Here is an 18,010-nt window from a genome sequence, read left to right on the forward strand (position 1 = left end):
CGTCCCGCATCGTGGCGCAAAGCCTATCGTTCAGTAGTTTCCTGGCCCGGGAGGCTCCCGGAAAACCCTCGGTTCGCGCGGGAGTCCATCGGGCCCGGCAAGGCAGCAAAGCCTTTTCGGTGCGAAATCGCCGGTTTTAGCGGGTTACAGCGCCGAAATGCGCCGAAAAGGCCGTTTTCTCCGGCGGCTTGCAATTCCCGCCGAGATTGACCACAATATGACTTTGATTGCCCCGGTTCCGACCCGAGCCGGGGTTTTGTTTTGGTCGCCCGCGCCGCTCGCCAGATTTTTCCAAGCATCAAATGGCAAACAAAAGGCAAGCGCGCCGGTCCTGCGACCTTCACCGAGAACGCTCCTTCGGGGCGTTTTTCTACTTTTTGTTTGGGAAACGACATGTCTGCCATTCCTTTGACCGTGCGCGGGGCCGAGCGCTTGCAAGAAGAGCTCCAACGGCTGAAAACCGTCGAACGTCCTGCCGTGATCAACGCAATCGCCGAGGCGCGCGCACAGGGTGATCTGTCGGAAAACGCCGAGTACGATGCCGCTCGCGAGCGCCAAGGTTTCATCGAGGGCCGGATTGCCGAGCTTGAAGGCACGCTTTCCAATGCCCACCTCATCGACCCGACCTCGCTCGAGGCCGAAGGCCGCGCCGTGTTTGGCGCTACCGTCGACATCGAAGACCTGGATTCGGGCGATCGCGTTACGTATCAGATCGTCGGCGACGTTGAAGCCGATATCAAGTCCAACCTGATTTCCGTGTCCAGCCCCGTGGCTCGCGCGCTGATCGGCAAGAGTGAAGGCGATGTGGTCGAGGTCGTTGCCCCGGCTGGCGTTCGCGAATACGAAGTCCTGGGCGTGCGTTACATCTGACGCTAGCGCCACAAGCAGTAAAAATGTCAAACCACCCTGGCCCGGACGCTACGTTCGTCTGAATTCCGCGGTACATTGCGGATCGCTATGGTGGACCGGGCGCGTAAAGCGCCCGTTTTTGTGCCTGGACTTACCTTTTTGCGGTCTTGCGGCTGGTGCCGCTGCGCGCTCCGGCGCGCAGGCTCAGCGCGCTGCCGGCGCGGCGCGGAATGCCGTGGCCGCCAGCTGTGGCGCGCTTGTTGGAAGGCCGCATGGGCTTGCCGTTCTTGTTGAGTTCGTCCTGGGGGACGTAACGCTTCTTGGCGGGTGCGGGCTCTTCGGATTCGCTGCGGCGCGGGCGCTTGGCAAGAGTCCTGCCTTCGGCGGCCAGCTTCTTGGGCGTGTAAGGTTCCGAGGCGCGGCGTTTGGCAGGCGCTTCGGGTTCCTGGGCGGCCAGCGCGGCAGGCTTGATGTTGCCGGGCAGCGGGCGGAACAGGATCAGGGTCTTGCCCAAGTGATGCACGGGCGCGCAGGATAGCGTCTCGCAGATCGTGGCGAGCATGGCGTCCCGGGCTTCACGGTCGTCGCCGCCCGCGCGAACCTTGATGAGGCCATGCGAAGTCAGCGCCCGATCGATTTCCTTCAGCACGGCGTCGGTCAAACCGTTGTCGCCAATCAGGACGACGGGGCGCAGAGGGTGAGCGGCGGACCGCAGGTCGCTGCGCTCACGAGAGGTAAGTTCTAATATAGGCATGCGTGGAATTGTACGGTAATGGCCAAGAATAAATTCTCTAAAGACTGGATTCACCAGCACATCAACGATCCCTATGTGAAGCTGGCGCAACAGAAGGGCTATCGCGCCCGCGCCGCTTTCAAGCTGATCGAGATCCTCGACACCGAAAAGCTGATGCGCCGGGGCGACCTGGTCATCGATCTGGGCTCCGCGCCGGGCAGCTGGTCACAGGTGGCGCGCGAGCGGCTCGCCGGGCCGGGCGGCGTCGTGGACGGGCGCATCATCGCGCTGGACATCCTGCCCATGGAGCCCGTGGCGGGCGTGGAATTCATCCAGGGCGACTTCCGCGAAGACGAAGTCTTGAAACAATTGGAAGACATGGTCGGATCGCGTGCGGTGGACCTTGTTATTTCAGACATGGCCCCCAACTTGTCCGGGGTGGGTATTGCCGACTCCGCGCGCATCCAGCATGTTTGCGAATTGGCGATGGAATTTTCCTGCGCCCACCTCAAGCCCAACGGGGCGCTGATCGTCAAGGCTTTCCACGGCACGGGCTTCTCGCAGATCGTGGAATCCTTCAAAAAGCGCTTCCGCCGGGTGGTCGAACGCAAACCGAAGGCCTCTCGGGACAAGTCCTCAGAAACCTTTCTGGTGGCGCGCGATCTGAAGTAACCCTTCCGTAATCATCCGGGGCAAATCGTCCCGGCCAAGAAAACCCCCGTCCCGCCGAGACAACGACCAGAAAACTCAAGAATCAAATGTAATTAAATGGGCCCCACGGCTGCCAGGACGCAACTCCGTCCTACAGGTTAGAATGGGCTATTGACATACTTGTGACTGTGCCATACGCGGGTGCGCAGTCGCCGGTCGGAATCGAAAGCAGGAGATCGACCTTGAACAATTCATTTTCCAAAGTCGCTGTCTGGATGGTGATAGCCCTGGTGCTGTTCACCGTCTTCAAACAGTTCGACGGACGCGCTCAGACCCAGGACGGTGTGACTTACACGCAGTTCATGGACGACGCCAAGGCGGGACGTATCCGCAAGGTCGACGTTCAAGGCGACGTGCTCTACGTCACCCCAGACGCGGGCCGCGCCTATACGCTGACTTCCCCCGGCGATCTCTGGATGGTCTCCGATCTGCTGAAGTACGGCGTGCAGGTTTCGGGCAAGCCGCGCGAAGAGCAGTCGCTCCTGATGAGCATCTTCGTCTCGTGGTTCCCGATGCTGCTTCTGATCGGCGTATGGGTGTTCTTCATGCGACAGATGCAGGGCGGTGGCAAGGGCGGCGCATTCAGCTTCGGCAAATCGCGCGCCCGGATGCTCGACGAGAACACCAACCAGATCACCTTCGCTGACGTCGCTGGTTGCGACGAAGCGAAAGAAGACGTGCAGGAACTGGTCGACTTCCTGCGTGACCCCAGCAAGTTCCAGAAGCTGGGCGGCCGTATCCCGCGCGGCGTGCTGATGGTGGGTTCGCCCGGTACCGGCAAGACGCTGCTGGCCAAGGCCATCGCCGGCGAAGCCAAGGTGCCGTTCTTCAGCATTTCCGGTTCGGACTTCGTTGAAATGTTCGTCGGCGTGGGCGCGGCCCGTGTCCGCGACATGTTCGAAAACGCCAAGAAGCACGCTCCCTGCATCATCTTCATCGACGAAATCGATGCGGTGGGCCGCCAGCGTGGCGCCGGCCTGGGTGGCGGCAACGACGAGCGCGAACAGACCCTGAACCAGATGCTGGTTGAAATGGACGGCTTCGAATCCGGCCAGGGCGTCATCGTGATCGCCGCAACCAACCGTCCCGACGTGCTGGATCCGGCGCTGCTGCGTCCGGGCCGTTTCGACCGCCAGGTTGTGGTGCCGTTGCCCGATATCCGTGGCCGCGAGCAGATCCTGAAGGTCCACATGCGCAAGGTTCCGCTGTCGCCCAATGTCGACGCGACCATCCTGGCGCGCGGTTGCCCGGGCTTCTCCGGTGCCGACCTGGCCAACCTGGTCAACGAAGCCGCACTGTTCGCCGCCCGCCGCAATGGCCGCACGGTCGATATGTCCGACTTTGAAAAGGCCAAGGACAAGATCATCATGGGCGCCGAGCGCCGCTCCATCGTGATGCCCGAAGAGGAACGCAAGAACACCGCGTACCACGAATCCGGCCACGCGATCGTCGCGCGCATGCTGCCCAAGACCGACCCGGTCCACAAGGTCACCATCATCCCGCGCGGCCGTGCGCTGGGCGTGACGATGCAGTTGCCGGAAACCGACCGCTACAGCATGGACAAGGGCCGTCTGCTGTCCACCATCGCCGTGCTGTTCGGCGGCCGTATCGCCGAAGAAATCTTCATGGACCAGATGACGACGGGCGCCTCGAACGACTTCGAACGTGCCACCGCCATCGCCCGCGACATCGTCACGCGCTACGGCATGACCGACGAACTGGGTCCCATGGTCTACGCCGAGAACGAAGGCGAAGTCTTCCTGGGCCGCAGCGTCACCAAGACCACACACATGTCCGAAGCCACCATGCAGAAGGTGGACACCGAGATCCGCCGCATCATCGACGAGCAGTACGGCGTTGCGCGCAAGATCCTGGAAGACAACCGCGATAAGGTCGAAGTCATGACGTCCGCGCTGCTCGAATGGGAAACCATCGACGCCGACCAGATCAACGACATCATGGAGGGCCGCCCCCCGCGTCCCCCGAAGACGCCGCAAGGCCCGTCGGACACGTCCGATACGCCGCCGACCGGCCTGGCTGCAGGCGGTAGCACGGCAGCTGCGGTCTGAGGTTCTTCGTTCTGGTTTATGGCAAATAACTTCCTTTGCGGGCGCTTCGAGTTTGATCTCGAGCGCCCGCTTGTCATGGGCATCGTCAATGTCACACCGGACTCGTTTTCCGATGGCGGCCAACACGACGATACCGATTCCGCCGTGGCGCATGCGCGCCAGTTGATCGAGGAAGGCGCCCAAATTCTGGACCTGGGCGGCGAATCCACGCGCCCGGGGGCCGACCCCGTTTCCGTGGCCGACGAGCTGAACCGGCTGCTCCCGGTGGTCGAGGCGCTGCGCGACTGCGGCGTGCCGCTCTCCATCGACACGTTCAAGCCGGAAGTCATGCGCGCCACGCTGGACGCCGGCGCGGACATGATCAACGACATCTACGGTTTCAGGCAGCCAGGCGCGATCGAAGCCGTCTCGCAATCGCGCTGTGGCCTGTGCGTCATGCACATGAAAGGCGAGCCTCGCACCATGCAGGCAGCGCCGCCCGAGTACACCGACCTGATCGGTGAAATCGGCCTGTTTCTGGGGGCTCGCGCGCAAAAGCTGCGCGCGGCCTGGATCGATCCTCGCCGCATCGTGCTGGACCCGGGATTCGGGTTTGGCAAGACGGCCGACCAGAACTTTCAACTGCTGCGCCGGCTGTCCAGCCTGCGCAGTACCGGTTATCCATTGCTGATCGGCCTGTCGCGCAAAAACATGATCGGCCAGGCCACCGGCCGGTCGGTTGGCGACCGGCTGCCCGGCAGCATTGCCGCCGCGCTTGCCTGCGTCGCGCGTGGCGCCTCCATCGTGCGCGTGCACGATGTTGCGGCCACGGTGGATGCGCTTAAGGTATGGCAGGCGGCTGAACAAGGAGCAATCAGTTCATGATTCGACGCAAATATTTCGGTACCGATGGCGTACGCGGTGAAGTCGGCGGTCCGGTGATCAATGCCGAATTCGCCTTGCGCCTGGGTTACGCCGCTGGCCGCGTGCTGGCCCGCGAGCACGCCGTGCGCGGCGCAAGCCGCCCGCAGGTCGTCATCGGCAAGGACACCCGGATTTCCGGCTACATGCTGGAGTCCGCGCTGGAAGCGGGGCTGTCCGCCGCCGGTATCGACGTGCTGCTGGCCGGCCCGATCCCCACGCCCGCGGTCGCCTACCTGACCCGCGCGCTGCGCCTGGTCGCCGGTATCGTCATCAGCGCCTCGCACAATCCCTACCAGGACAACGGCATCAAGTTCTTCTCGGCGCAGGGCATGAAGCTGCCCGACGAAATCGAAGCCGACATCGAGGCCGCGCTGGACGAGCCCCTGGGTTGCGTCAGTTCGGAAGCGCTGGGACGCGCGCGCCGCATGGGCGACGCTCAGGGCCGCTACATCGAATTCTGCAAGAGCACGTTCCCGAACGACCTGGACTTGAACGGCATGACGATCGTGGTCGACGCCGCGCACGGCGCCGCCTACAACATCGCGCCGCACGTCTTCCGTGAGCTGGGCGCCGAAGTCCACGCCATCGGCGTGCACCCCGACGGCTTCAACATCAACAAGGGTGTGGGCGCGCTGCATCCCGAGTTGCTGGCCAAGGAAGTCAAGGCGCGCGGCGCCCAGCTTGGCATTGCGCTGGACGGCGACGCCGACCGCCTGCAGATGGTGGACGGCGAGGGCCGCATCTACAACGGCGACGAACTCATGTACGCCATCGTGCGCGAGCGCATGCAGCGCGGCAAGGTCGAGGGCGTGGTCGGCACGCTGATGACCAACTTTGGCTTCGAGCGCGAAATGAAGCGCTTGGGCGTGGGCTTTGACCGCGCGAACGTGGGCGACCGCTATGTGCTGGAACAGATGCAATCGCGCGGCTGGCTGTACGGCGGCGAAAGCTCCGGCCATCTGCTGTGCCTGGATTGCCACTCCACCGGCGACGGCATCGTGGCCGCGCTGCAGGTCTTGACCGCGCTGCGTCGCAATTCCACCACGCTTGGAGACTGGGTCAGCGACCTGCGCATGTATCCGCAAAAGATGATCAACGTGCCGCTGACGCCGGGCCTGGACTGGAAGACGCATGCCGGTCTGACCGCCGCGCGCCAGGCCGTCGAGGCAGAGCTGGATGGCCGGGGTCGCATCCTGATCCGCGCTTCGGGGACGGAACCCAAGCTGCGCCTGATGGTTGAGGCCGAAGATGAGGCGCTGGCGACCAATTCTGCAGAGAAGCTTGCGGCAAGCCTGGGGTAAACCCTGAGTTTCGATTTAATATGTGGGCCACGCGTCGAGATCGTCGCGTGGCCTTTTGTTTGTTTGCGTTTTCGATGCCGGTTTAAGCGTCATAGTCACGTAACATATTGGTCAAGTCATTGACATACAGGGCGTCCACACTGGCTGGACTCTCTAGGAGCTTCGCGCAATGCTGGAATTAGCACGCATCAATCCGAGCCGCAGTACCGCAGAACCCTGGACGGGCTCCGCCCCGAAGGTCCTGGCTGTCGGCCTGGCGCGTACCGCCGAAGAAATAGAGCAGATCCAACGCCTGCGCTATGAGGTCTTCACCGAAGACATGGGTGTCGTCTTCCCCGATGCGCAAGATGGCATCGAGCAAGACCGCTTCGATCCGTTCTGTGAACACCTGATGGTCCGCGAACTCGACACCGACCGAGTCGTTGGCACGTATCGGATCCTGACCCCCGAAAAAGCGCGCGAAGCCGGCGGCTATTACTCGCAGTCGGAATTCGACCTGTCGGGCCTGGGCGCCATCCGCGACGAAGTCGTTGAAGTCGGCCGCTCCTGCACCCACGCCGATTACCGTGGCGGCGCGGTCATCATGCTGCTGTGGTCCGGCCTGGCGGAATACCTGCGCCGCGGCGGTTACGAATACGTGCTCGGTTGCGCCAGCGTCAGCCTGCGCGATGACGGCGTCACCGCAGCGGAAGTGTGGCGTACGGTGGCCAAGCAGATGCCGCAGGGCAACGAGCCGCGCGTCACGCCGCTGCACCGCTACCCGGTCGAAAAGCTCAACAGCACCTTGCCGGCGCGCGTGCCGCCGCTGATCAAGGGCTATCTGAAGCTGGGCGCCAAGGTATGCGGCGAACCGGCATGGGATCCGGATTTCAACGCCGCCGACTTCCCGGTGCTCTTGAAGATGGAGCGCATGGACGAGCGCTACCGTCGCCACTTCGGCCTGGACCAGCCGGCCATCATCGCTACCCAGCGCTAGACCCCATCCATCATGCGCCGCCTGTTCCGCCGAATGACAATCAGACTGATCCGGCGGGCCACACGGCCGCTGCGCATGGAACTCAGGCGGCTGGATCGGGAAACCGATCTCTCGCCATTCTGATCAGCCGGGGCGGCCGCGCCGCCCCGTTCTTGATTTTCAGAACTCCAGCAGTTCGAACGAAAATCCGACCTTGTTCCACTCGGCTTCTTCCGCGCGCAGCGTGAAGTCGCTGAGCGGGTGTTCGGCCAGCCATTCGCGGTTGACGCGCACCACGATGGAATTGTCGCGGACCGACGCGGTGAGGGGCAGGGGTTCGATCTCGCCGCGGCGGCGGAACAGCAACACCGCCAGACGCAGCGCCAGGATGGCCTTCCATTGCGGGCGCGTGCGCACCAGCGGTTCCACCTTGGCCAGCTTGCCCTGGTGTCCCAGCGCCAGCAAGGCCAGCAGTTGCTGGTCGGCGCGTGAAAAGCCCGGCATGTCGGCGTTTTCCAGCACGTAGGCGGTGTGCTTGTGATACGCGTTGTGGGCAATCGACAGACCCACTTCGTGCAGATCGGCCGCCCAGCCCAGTGCGGGACGCAGCTCGGCGCGCTCCTGGCCTTCGGGGAACATGGCGTCGAACAGGCTGAGGGCGGCGTGGCGAACGCGGCGCGCCTGGTTCACGTCCACGTGATAGCGCTTGACGAACTGGCGTACCGATTCATCGCGCTTGTCGTGCTCGTCGTCACGGCCCAGCAGGTCGTACAACACGCCCAGGCGCAGTGCGCCGTCGCCGGTGTGCATGACGTCGATGCCCAGCTCGTCGAACAGCGCGCTCATGATGGCCAGCCCGCCGGGCAGCACGTCGGCGCGTTCTATCTTGATGCCGGGAAGCTCGGAAGGAATGACGCGGCCCGAGCGGATGAGACGGTCCTTCAGCTTGGTCAGGCCCGAGCGCGTGATGCCGCGGTCGGAATAGCCGCCTTCGGTCAGGATCGCAAAGAGCGCCTTGGCGGTGCCGGAGGAGCCATAGGCTTCCTTCCAGCCCATCTTGCGGTATTGCTTGGCGATGACTTCGATTTCGCGGCGCGCGGCCAGCTCGGCCTGCTTCATCTGGTGCGCATCCACCACGCCGTCCGAGAAGAACTGGCGGCTGTAGCTGACGCAGCCCATGTACAGCGAGGACATCAGGCCCGGTTCGTGGCCCTTGCCGATGATGACTTCGGTGGAACCGCCGCCGATGTCGATGACCAGGCGCTTGTTGGGCGAGGGGGGCAGGGTGTGGGCCACGCCCGTGAAGATCAGGCGGGCCTCTTCGCGGCCGGCAATGACTTCAATGGGAAAGCCCAATGCGGCTTCGGCCCGGGGCAAAAAATCTTTGGTGTTGCGGGCGACGCGGAACGTGTTGGTGGCAACCGCACGGACCCGGTTGGGGTGGAAACTGCGCAGGCGTTCGCCGAAGCGTTCCAGGACGGCAATGGCGCGGTCGATGGCGGCGTCGCCAAGCCGTTTTTCGGCGTCCAGACCGGCGGCGAGCCGGACGGTTTCCTTGAGGCGGTCGATCTGGTAGATCTGGGGCGTACCGTCCTGCTGAACGATGCGTCCGATGGAGAGGCGAAAGCTGTTGGACCCGAGGTCCACCGCGGCCAGAAGTTGATCCATGCGGCTCGTAATATTGGCTGTGAGGTGGACCGATTATAAGGACCCCATGTGACAACGCCGCCGGATACGGGTTTTTGCTTACGGAACAGAGGCTTGGAAGCCATTGTCCGGTGCGCCATATGTCCCGCATTTGACGTACCCTTAGCGATTGGGCGCTGTCATAGAACCGTCACCTGTTTGCAGTAAAACTTCACGCTCTCTTTTCGTATGGAATCCGGTATGCCCACACGTCCGCCAGGCGAGCCTCTGCTCATGAATCGCGAATTGTCGCTGCTCAAGTTCAATGAACGCGTGCTGGCGATGGCGGAAAACCCCAAGACGCCGCTGCTGGAAAGGCTGCGCTACGTGTGCATCGTCAGTTCCAACCTGGACGAGTTCTTCGAGATCCGGATCTCCAGCCTGAAAGAGCAGCAGCGCCAGTCGCCCAATCTGGTCGGCCCGGACGGCATGACGCCCGACGAGGCATTCGAATGCGTCCAGCAGGCGGTGCACGAACTGGTGAACCGCCAGTACAACCTGCTCAACGATCAGATCCTGCCCGCCATGCACAAGGAGGGCATCGCGCTGCATCACGCTTCCGAATGGAATCCGGAGCAGCAGGAATGGGCGCGCGACGTGTTCCACCGTGACGTGATGCCGCTGTTGACCCCCATCGGGCTGGACCCGGCGCATCCGTTTCCCCGCGTCTACAACAAGAGCCTGAATTTCATCGTGTCGCTGGCCGGCGCCGACGCGTTCGGCCGTCAGGCGTCCATCGCCATCGTCCAGGCGCCCCGCGCGCTGCCGCGCCTGATCAAGATGCCGCAGGAGCTCTCTGGGCAGCCCGAGGGCTACATCCTCCTGACCTCCCTCCTGCGCGCCTTCGTGGGCGAGCTGTTCCCGGGCCTGGAGATGCTGGGTTGCTACCAGTGGCGCGTCACGCGCAACAGCGACCTGTTCGTGGACGAGGAAGAAGTCACCAACCTGCGCCACGCGCTGCAGGGCGAGCTGTCGCAGCGCAACTTCGGCGCCGCCGTCCGGCTTGAGATCGACAAGCTGACGCCCGTCGAACTGGAAACCTTCCTGCAGCGCGAGTTTTCGCTCAAGGCCGACGACACCTATCGCGTGCCCGGCCCGGTGAATCTGTCCCGGCTCATGCAGCTGTGCAATTCCGCGGCGCGCCCGGACCTGCTGTTTCCCGACTACCGCGCGCCCGTGCCCGCGCCGTTTGACCGCGTCGGCGACAAGCCCGCGGAACTGTTTGAGGCAGTGGCCGAGTGCGACCGCCTGCTGCACCATCCGTATCAGTCGTTCCAGCCCGTCATCGACTTCCTGACCGCTGCCGCGCTGGATCCGGACGTGATGGCCATCAAGCAGACCATCTACCGCACCGGCGAAGACTCCGAGCTGATGAAGATCCTGCTGGCGGCCGCGCGCGCCGGCAAGGAAGTGACGGTGGTGGTGGAGCTGATGGCGCGCTTTGACGAGCAGACCAACATCAACTGGGCCTCCAAGCTGGAAGAGGTGGGGGCGCACGTCGTCTACGGCGTGGTTGCGCACAAGACGCACGCCAAGATGGCGGTGGTGCTGCGCCGGGAAAAGGGTCGTCTGCGCCGCTATGCCCACTTGGGCACCGGCAATTACCACCCGCGCACCGCGCGTCTGTACACCGATTTCGGGCTGCTGACGGCGGACCCGAAGCTGTGCGAGGACATGGACAAGGTGTTCGCGCAGTTGACCGGCCTGGGTGCGCGGCGCGCGCTCAAATCGCTGATGCAGTCGCCGTTCACCCTGCACGAAGGCATGGTGTCGCTGATCCGCGCCGAGGCGCGCGCCGCCAAGGCGGGCAAACGGTCGCGCATCATGGCCAAGATGAATTCGCTACTGGAAGAGCAGATCATCGCCGAGCTTTACAAGGCCAGCCAGGCGGGCGTGAAGATCGACCTGATCGTGCGGGGCGTCTGCGCCTTGCGCGCCGGGGTGCCGGGGCTGTCAGAAAACATCCGTGTGCGCTCCATCGTTGGCCGCTTCCTGGAGCATTCCCGCGTCTTCTATTTCTACGCCGACGGCGAAGAGACCGTGTACCTGTCGTCCGCCGACTGGATGGACCGCAACTTCTTCCGCCGCGTCGAGATCGCGTTCCCGATCTACGACAAGACGCTCAAGAAGCGCGTCATCGACGAAGCCTTCACGTACGCGCTGCGAGACAACCAGCTGGCCTGGCAGCAGCAACCCAGCGGCGACTACGCGCGCGTCAAGAGCCGCCGCGAGCCCTACAACCTGCACCAGTTCCTGATGCAGAAGCTGGGCGTCTGAACGACCAGGGCCGAAATAGGGTTTGTCCCTTTAATCTTGTCTTAGCCTCACGGCCGCCCGGCAACTGCCCGGCGGCCGTGGTTTTTATGCCGCATCGAACATCTGCATGAACAGTTTGTGACTGTCATGGTCTTGTCACGTTGGGTACCTAAGATGCGAGGGTCGCTGAAAGACAGGCAGCTAAAAAGCCTGCCAAGACTCCTTTAACGAGCACAGAAGGAACCCAGATGTTCAAACGTGTCTTCAAGCAAGTTTCCGTGGGCGTCGCGCTGAGCGCCGCCGTTTTTGCCGTCCACGCCGCCAACGTCACCGGCGCCGGCGCATCGTTCCCGTACCCGATCTACGCCAAGTGGGCGTCCGATTACAAGGCTGCGACCAACAACGCGGTCAACTACCAGTCCATCGGTTCGGGCGGCGGTCAACAGCAGATCATTGCAAAGACGGTCGACTTCGGCGCCTCGGATGACCCGATGAAGGCTGCCGACCTGGAAAAGCATGGCCTGCTGCAGTTCCCCGCTGTGATCGGCGGCACCGTGGCCGTCGTGAACGTCGACGGCGTCGAGCCAGGCAAGCTGAAGCTGTCGGGCAAGGTCCTGGCCGACATCTTCCTGGGCAAGATCAAGAAGTGGGACGACGCTGCGCTGAAGGCGCTGAACCCCGACGTCAAGCTGCCCTCGGCCGACATCATCGTCGTGCACCGTTCGGACGGCTCGGGCACCACCTTCGGCTGGACGAACTACCTGTCCAAGGTGTCGCCGGAGTGGAAGTCGCAAGTCGGTGAAGGCAAGGCCGTCAAGTGGCCCACCGGTCAGGGCGGCAAGGGCAACGAAGGCGTCGCCGCCTACGTCGGCCAGCTGAAGAACTCGATCGGCTACGTCGAATACGCCTACGCCAAGCAGAACAAGCTGGCCTGGACGCAACTGCAGAACAAGGACGGCAAGTTCGTCCAGCCCGAGCAAAAGGCTTTCGCTGCCGCGGCCGCCAACGCCGACTGGAAGAGCGCGCCGGGCATGGGCGTGGTCCTGACCGACGAGCCGGGCGCCGATTCGTGGCCCGTCACCGCCGCCACCTTCATCCTGATCCACAAGTCGCAAGACAAGCCGGTTCAGGGCAAGGCTGTGCTGGACTTCTTCGACTGGGCCTTCAAGAACGGCGCCAAGTCGGCTGAAGCCATGGACTACGTGCCGCTGCCGGAAGCCGTGACCAAGGAAATCCGCGCCGCCTGGGGCGAAGTGAAGTCCGCTGACGGCCAGGCTGTCTGGAAGTAAATCAGTACCGAGCGGCCCCGACGCCTGATGGCGGGCGGGGCCGCCGCTTGTAAATCGACCTCTCTGCTGTTCCCCCAGGTTTCCTAAGGAAAGTCCATCCATGAGCGCGGTAATGGATAATAGTGTGCCGCTTCCGCCCAGCGTGGCGGATTCCGTGACTACCGGCACGCCTTCGCCTATGAAGCAAACAAAAAACGCGCTGATGGATGCGCTGTTCAAGAATCTGACCCGCCTGTTCGCCTTCCTGGTGTTCATTCTTCTGGCGGCGATTCTCATCTCCCTCATCTACGGCAGCCGCGAATCGCTGGCCAAATATGGCCTGTCGTTCCTGTGGCTCAATGACTGGGACCCGGTCAACTCCAATTACGGCGCCGTCGTGCCGATCATCGGCACGTTGCTGACGTCCGCGATCGCACTGATCATCGCCGTGCCGGTGTCCTTCGGCATCGCCATCTTCCTGACCGAACTCTCTCCGACCTGGCTGCGCCGTCCGCTGGGCACCGCCATCGAAATGCTGGCGGCCATCCCGTCCATCATTTACGGCATGTGGGGCCTGTTCGTCTTCGTGCCCGTGTTCCAGCAGTACGTGCAGCCGTTCCTGATCGCGACGTTGGGCAATCTTCCCATCATCGGCGGTCTGTTTGCGGGCCCACCGTTCGGTATCGGCATCTTCACCGCCGGCCTGATCCTCTCGATCATGATCATCCCGTTCATCGCCGCGGTGATGCGCGACGTGTTCGAACTGGTCCCCGCGATGCTCAAGGAATCGGCCTACGGCCTGGGCAGCACGACCTGGGAAGTGATGTGGCGCGTAGTGCTGCCCTTCACCAAGTCGGGCGTCATCGGCGGCATCATGCTCGGCCTGGGCCGTGCCCTGGGCGAGACCATGGCCGTGACCTTCGTCATTGGCAACGCCTTCAAGTGGTCCGGTTCCCTGTTCTCGCCCGGCAACTCCATCGCCTCGGCGCTCGCCAACGAATTCAACGAGGCGGGCGGCATCCAGAAGGCGGCGTTGCTGGAACTAGGCCTGATCCTGTTCCTCATCACGACCATCGTGCTGGCCCTGGCCAAGACGCTGCTGGTCCGCCTGTCCGCCGGCGAAGGCAAGAAGACCTGACGCCCGGAGCACAAGGAAAAAATCATGGCTGAATCCGTACTCAACATGCAGAACGGCATCTATCGCCGGCGCCGCGTGGTCAATCGCATGATGCTCGCCGTGTCGATGACGACGCTGGTCTTTGGCCTGTTCTGGCTGTTCTGGATCATTCTCACGTTGCTGATGAAGGGTGCGCCCGCGCTGTCGTACACGCTCTTCACCGAAATCACGCCGCCGCCGGGCCAGGCGGGGGGCTTGCTCAACGCCATTCTCGGCAGTGTGATGATGGCGGGCGTCGGCACGCTGATCGGCACGCCGGTCGGCATTCTGGCCGGCACCTATCTGGCTGAATACGGCCAGCGCGGCTGGCTGGCGCCGGCCACGCGCTTCCTGAACGACGTGCTGCTGTCGGCCCCGTCCATCATCATCGGCCTGTTCATCTATGCCGTGTATGTGGCGCAGGTCGGGCATTACTCGGGTTGGGCCGGCGCCATTGCGCTGTCCATCCTGGTGATCCCGGTCGTGGTCCGCACCACCGACAACATGCTGCTGCTGGTGCCCAACAGCCTGCGCGAGGCGACCGCCGCGCTGGGCTGCCCGAAGTGGCGCATGATCACGCTGGTCTGCTATCGCGCCGCCAAGTCCGGCATCATCACCGGCGTGCTGCTCGCCATCGCCCGCATCTCCGGCGAAACCGCGCCGCTGCTGTTCACCGCGCTGTCGAATCAGTTCATGTCGCTGAACATGAACGGCCCGATGGCCAACCTGCCGGTCGTCATCTACCAATACGCCGCCAGCCCCTTCAAGGACTGGAACAACCTGGCCTGGGCCGGCGCCACGCTGATCACGCTGCTGGTGTTGGGCATCAACATCATCGCCCGCAACCTGTTCCGCAAATAAAGATCGCTTTGCCGGCGCGCTGGCCGCGCCGACATCCAAGGGAAACCCAATGGAAAACACCGCTACCGCAGTCAAGAACAAGCTCGAGGTCAAGAACCTGAACTTCTACTACGGCAAGTTCCACGCGATTCGTAACGTGAACATGTCGATCCAGGAGAAGAAGGTCACCGCCTTCATCGGTCCGTCGGGCTGCGGCAAATCGACGCTGCTGCGCACGTTCAACCGCATGTTCGAGCTGTACCCCGGCCAGCGCGCCGAGGGCGAAATCCTGCTGGACGGCGACAATCTGCTCACGGCCAAGACCGACATCTCGCTGATCCGCGCCAAGATCGGCATGGTCTTCCAGAAGCCCACGCCGTTTCCCATGAGCATCTACGACAACATCGCTTTCGGCGTGCGTCTTTTCGAGCGCCTGTCGAAAGGCGAGATGGACGAGCGCGTGGAATGGGCGCTGAGCAAGGCTGCACTGTGGAACGAAGTGAAGGACAAACTGCACCAGAGCGGCAACAGCCTGTCCGGCGGCCAGCAACAGCGTCTGTGCATCGCGCGCGGCGTGGCGATCAAGCCCGAAGTGCTGCTGCTTGACGAGCCGTGCTCGGCGCTGGATCCGATTTCCACCGCCAAGATCGAAGAACTGATCGCTGAACTGAAGAACGACTACACCGTCGTGATCGTGACGCACAACATGCAGCAGGCCGCGCGTTGCTCGGATTACACGGCGTATATGTATCTGGGTGAGCTGATGGAATTTGGTCAGACCGACCAGATCTTCGTGAAGCCTTCGCGTAAGGAAACCGAGGACTACATTACGGGCCGTTTTGGCTGATCGCGATTCGTCCTGCAGTGCTGGAAGCGGCGCGCCTGGGTGGCGCGCCGTTTTTCATTTCATGGGATGCAGGGCAGGTATTTTGTTACGTCGCCGAATGGCTGAACCTCGGCCGCGAATGATCGCTTTCTGGTATAGTTGCCACCCTTCGGGGCGTAGCGCAGCCTGGTAGCGCATCTGCTTTGGGAGCAGAGGGTCGTGAGTTCGAATCCCACCGCCCCGACCAATATCCATGCGGGTCTCCGGATTTCCGCAGTGCAAGCAAAGACGACAGGTGGTCCAAGAAAATTGGGACCACCAACAAAATGGCCCCAAACTCACCGAGGTTGGGGCCATTTTGTTGGTCCGCCCGACTCGCGATCGGGCTTCGAGCGTGTGAGCTTAGGCGTGTAAGCGCATGCTCCGCCCCTTCCTCCTACTGACGCGGGATCTTCGCGTCTTCGATCAGCTTTTGCCATTGCGCATCGCTGCTTGCCACAAACTGCCCAAACGCTGACGGCGAGGTGGCCGGGCTGACCTTGACACCCAATTCCTTGAACCGTGCCTGGATCTCCGGCTTGGCCATGACACGGCTGAACGCGGCGTTCAACGTCTGGACGACGGGCTCCGGCGTATTCGACGGTGCAAAAATTCCGGTCCAGAAGTAATAGTCCATCCCTTTGAGTTCCGGTGTTTCACCCGCCGACGCCAAGTCCGGGTTGCCGATGTCGCGGTCGCGGCTCATGACGCCCACGCCCGTCACACGGCCGCTTTTAATTAGTTCGAGCAGGGCTGGCAGCCCGGACACCGCGATATCAACATTGCCGCCGATGACATCGGTCGCGATTTTCGACGCGCTGGCGTAGGGAATGAACGTGATGTCCGTACCCGTGGTGAGCTTGAAGCTCTCCATGGCGATGGCGGGCAGCGAGCCGACGCCCGTGGCGCCGTACGTCAGCTTGCCCGGGTTTGCCTTGGCCCGTGCAATCAGGTCGCCGAACGATTTCACGCCCAGGTTCGGGTTCGCCACGACGCCAACGCCGCTCGTACCCAGCGGTGCGACGGCGGTCAGGTCGCGATAGGTGTATTTCGCCGACGATTGCAGAATGGGCGCGATCACGACATCGGAAACGATGCCCATCAGCACCGTGTACCCGTCGGGCTTGGCGTTGACCGCGCGCGTGACGCCGATGATGCCGCCGGCTCCCGCGACGTTCTCGATGACGATGGTCTGGCCCAGCTCGCGGCCCAGTTCGGGGGCGATGATGCGAGCGAACGTGTCCACCGATCCTGCCGGTGCGTAGCCCACGATGAGCTTGATGGGATGGGCGGGGTAGGCCTGTGCATGCGCCGCGCTGGTTCCTCCCAGCACAAGGGCTCCCAGCAGCGCCGCGCTGGAAAGGGGTCGAATGGTCATGGTTGTCTCCTGTTGTTTTCGTTCGTGTTGCTTCAGCTTTGCAGCCACTTCAGGACGCGTTGGAACACCTCGTCGCTATTGCGGTCCATCATCGGCAGGTGGGAATTGCCCGCGAGGCCGCTGGCGGGCAGGTCCAGCACCGACACGTCGGCGCACCCCCGGATGGAATCCAGATAACGCTCGGCTTGTTGGCGGTAGCCGACCCAGTGCGAGCCCGACGCTTCGATGAAGTCGCCCCACACAACAAGATGCGGCGGCAGTGCTTCAATCGGCGCCGCTTGCGGCATACCGCCAGGCTCCACGCCCACCACCCGGCGCACTGCTTGGGGACGGCGGCGCGCAATTTCGGCGGCAAAGCCCGCGCCCTGGCTGTGGGCGACGATATGGCAATGCCCCACCCGGTCGATCAACGCTTCGTACGCCGCCAGAATCATGGATTCATGGCCCGGCCAGCGCGGCACCCATTGATTGGCGAACGCGTCAAACGCCTCGGTGGGAAACTGTTGCCCTGGATAGGCCTTTCGCTGGGGCGGATCCGGGTCGTAGACGGGTCCGATCCGAAACGTCGTCCAGGCCTCGCGCTTGGTGCGAAAGACGGGCGACTCGCGATACACCTGCGGAAAGCGTGCCCAGGACGAACGGCCGCGTTCCACTGCGTCGCTGACCAGGACGTCGTAACCGGCGTCCAGGAATTTCCACAGCCAGCCGTTGCGGCCATCGGGGGTCGTTTCCCATGTGCAGCCGGTCATGCCCCCGCCATGCCACAGCAGCACCGGATCCGCATGCCGGGGCTGTGCCAGGCGGTATTCCTGGACATACATCTGCCCATAGACCTGCTCTCCGTTCGGGTTGACCTCGCGCGGGGAACCGTTCAGGACCATGCTGCGATATTCGACGGGCAGGCCTTCAAGCACGGCGGTCGCGCCGCCCACGAAGAAGCTGTTCATCGATTTCAGGAAAATGCCGTTGCCTTGTGGATTCATGATGGCTCGTTGAAGTGATGCCTGAATGTTCAGGCCGCGCGTATAGTTACGTCTATC

General features: G+C 63.1%; 16 protein-coding genes and 1 tRNA gene. 12 read left to right on the top strand and 5 right to left on the bottom strand.

The annotated features are described in order from the left end of the window. Positions 1-23: 23 nt before the first annotated feature. Positions 24-395, bottom strand: coding sequence for a hypothetical protein (locus AC6CIE_RS18935; protein ID WP_498093327.1), 372 nt, complete (start codon positions 393-395; stop codon positions 24-26). Here AC6CIE_RS18935 and greA point away from each other — a divergent pair. After that, positions 394-870 (top strand): transcription elongation factor GreA, encoded by a 477-nt coding sequence (gene greA / locus AC6CIE_RS18940; RefSeq protein ID WP_175126060.1) that lies wholly within the window; start codon positions 394-396, stop codon positions 868-870. The two genes, AC6CIE_RS18935 and greA, sit on opposite strands and share 2 nt — an antisense overlap. Before the next feature lie 130 nt (positions 871-1,000). Here greA and AC6CIE_RS18945 read toward each other — a convergent pair whose 3' ends face one another. Beyond that, positions 1,001-1,603 carry a YhbY family RNA-binding protein gene (locus AC6CIE_RS18945; RefSeq protein WP_175138258.1) on the bottom strand — a complete coding sequence of 201 codons (603 nt, stop codon included), beginning with the start codon at positions 1,601-1,603 and terminating at the stop codon, positions 1,001-1,003. An 18-nt stretch (positions 1,604-1,621) separates the two neighbouring features. Here AC6CIE_RS18945 and AC6CIE_RS18950 point away from each other — a divergent pair, with 18 nt between their 5' ends. The 5 genes from AC6CIE_RS18950 (at position 1,622) to AC6CIE_RS18970 (ending at position 7,542) form a co-directional block, all read left to right on the top strand. After that, positions 1,622-2,254: an RlmE family RNA methyltransferase gene (locus tag AC6CIE_RS18950; RefSeq protein ID WP_175126048.1), complete on the top strand. Its 633-nt coding sequence runs from the start codon at positions 1,622-1,624 to the stop codon at positions 2,252-2,254. A 221-nt stretch (positions 2,255-2,475) separates the two neighbouring features. After that, the gene (gene ftsH, locus AC6CIE_RS18955; protein WP_175126049.1) at positions 2,476-4,362 is read left to right on the top strand and encodes an ATP-dependent zinc metalloprotease FtsH; all 1,887 of its coding nucleotides are present in this window, start codon (positions 2,476-2,478) and stop codon (positions 4,360-4,362) included. 18 nt (positions 4,363-4,380) lie between these two features. Further along, entirely contained in the window at positions 4,381-5,226 is an 846-nt protein-coding gene (folP, locus tag AC6CIE_RS18960) for a dihydropteroate synthase (protein WP_218343191.1), read from the top strand. Beyond that, the gene (glmM, locus tag AC6CIE_RS18965) at positions 5,223-6,566 is read left to right on the top strand and encodes a phosphoglucosamine mutase (protein WP_175126051.1); all 1,344 of its coding nucleotides are present in this window, start codon (positions 5,223-5,225) and stop codon (positions 6,564-6,566) included. The genes folP and glmM overlap by 4 nt, the downstream gene beginning before the upstream one ends. A gap of 169 nt (positions 6,567-6,735) precedes the next feature. After that, positions 6,736-7,542 (top strand): GNAT family N-acetyltransferase, encoded by an 807-nt coding sequence (locus AC6CIE_RS18970; protein ID WP_175126052.1) that lies wholly within the window; start codon positions 6,736-6,738, stop codon positions 7,540-7,542. 159 nt (positions 7,543-7,701) lie between these two features. Here the strand turns inward: AC6CIE_RS18970 and ppx are convergent, their stop codons facing one another. Next, positions 7,702-9,189, bottom strand: coding sequence for an exopolyphosphatase (gene ppx, locus AC6CIE_RS18975; RefSeq protein ID WP_175138261.1), 1,488 nt, complete (start codon positions 9,187-9,189; stop codon positions 7,702-7,704). 219 nt (positions 9,190-9,408) lie between these two features. On the opposite strand from ppx, the gene ppk1 reads away from it, so the two are divergent. From ppk1 to AC6CIE_RS19005, 6 genes are all read left to right on the top strand, one after another. Then, positions 9,409-11,484 (top strand): polyphosphate kinase 1, encoded by a 2,076-nt coding sequence (gene ppk1 / locus AC6CIE_RS18980; protein WP_175138262.1) that lies wholly within the window; start codon positions 9,409-9,411, stop codon positions 11,482-11,484. 227 nt (positions 11,485-11,711) lie between these two features. Next, positions 11,712-12,752, top strand: coding sequence for a phosphate ABC transporter substrate-binding protein PstS (pstS, locus tag AC6CIE_RS18985; protein ID WP_498093330.1), 1,041 nt, complete (start codon positions 11,712-11,714; stop codon positions 12,750-12,752). A gap of 100 nt (positions 12,753-12,852) precedes the next feature. Continuing rightward, complete coding sequence (gene pstC / locus AC6CIE_RS18990; protein ID WP_175126056.1) at positions 12,853-13,869, top strand: phosphate ABC transporter permease subunit PstC; 1,017 nt, start codon at positions 12,853-12,855, stop codon at positions 13,867-13,869. Positions 13,870-13,893: 24 nt separating this feature from the next. Beyond that, entirely contained in the window at positions 13,894-14,748 is an 855-nt protein-coding gene (pstA, locus tag AC6CIE_RS18995; RefSeq protein ID WP_313701459.1) for a phosphate ABC transporter permease PstA, read from the top strand. Between the two features lie 49 nt (positions 14,749-14,797). Beyond that, a complete protein-coding gene (gene pstB, locus AC6CIE_RS19000) occupies positions 14,798-15,574 on the top strand; it encodes a phosphate ABC transporter ATP-binding protein PstB (RefSeq protein ID WP_175126057.1) in 777 nt (258 codons plus the stop codon). A gap of 149 nt (positions 15,575-15,723) precedes the next feature. Then, positions 15,724-15,800, top strand: a tRNA-Pro gene (locus AC6CIE_RS19005). A gap of 189 nt (positions 15,801-15,989) precedes the next feature. On the opposite strand, the gene AC6CIE_RS19010 is transcribed toward AC6CIE_RS19005, so the two are convergent. Continuing rightward, positions 15,990-16,970, bottom strand: a complete 981-nt coding sequence (locus AC6CIE_RS19010; protein ID WP_498093332.1) for a Bug family tripartite tricarboxylate transporter substrate binding protein — start codon at positions 16,968-16,970, stop codon at positions 15,990-15,992. A gap of 32 nt (positions 16,971-17,002) precedes the next feature. Beyond that, positions 17,003-17,953: an alpha/beta hydrolase gene (locus tag AC6CIE_RS19015; protein ID WP_498093334.1), complete on the bottom strand. Its 951-nt coding sequence runs from the start codon at positions 17,951-17,953 to the stop codon at positions 17,003-17,005. Between the last annotated feature and the right edge of the window lie 57 nt (positions 17,954-18,010).

It is taken from the genome of Achromobacter sp. GQ309, assembly GCF_059759315.1.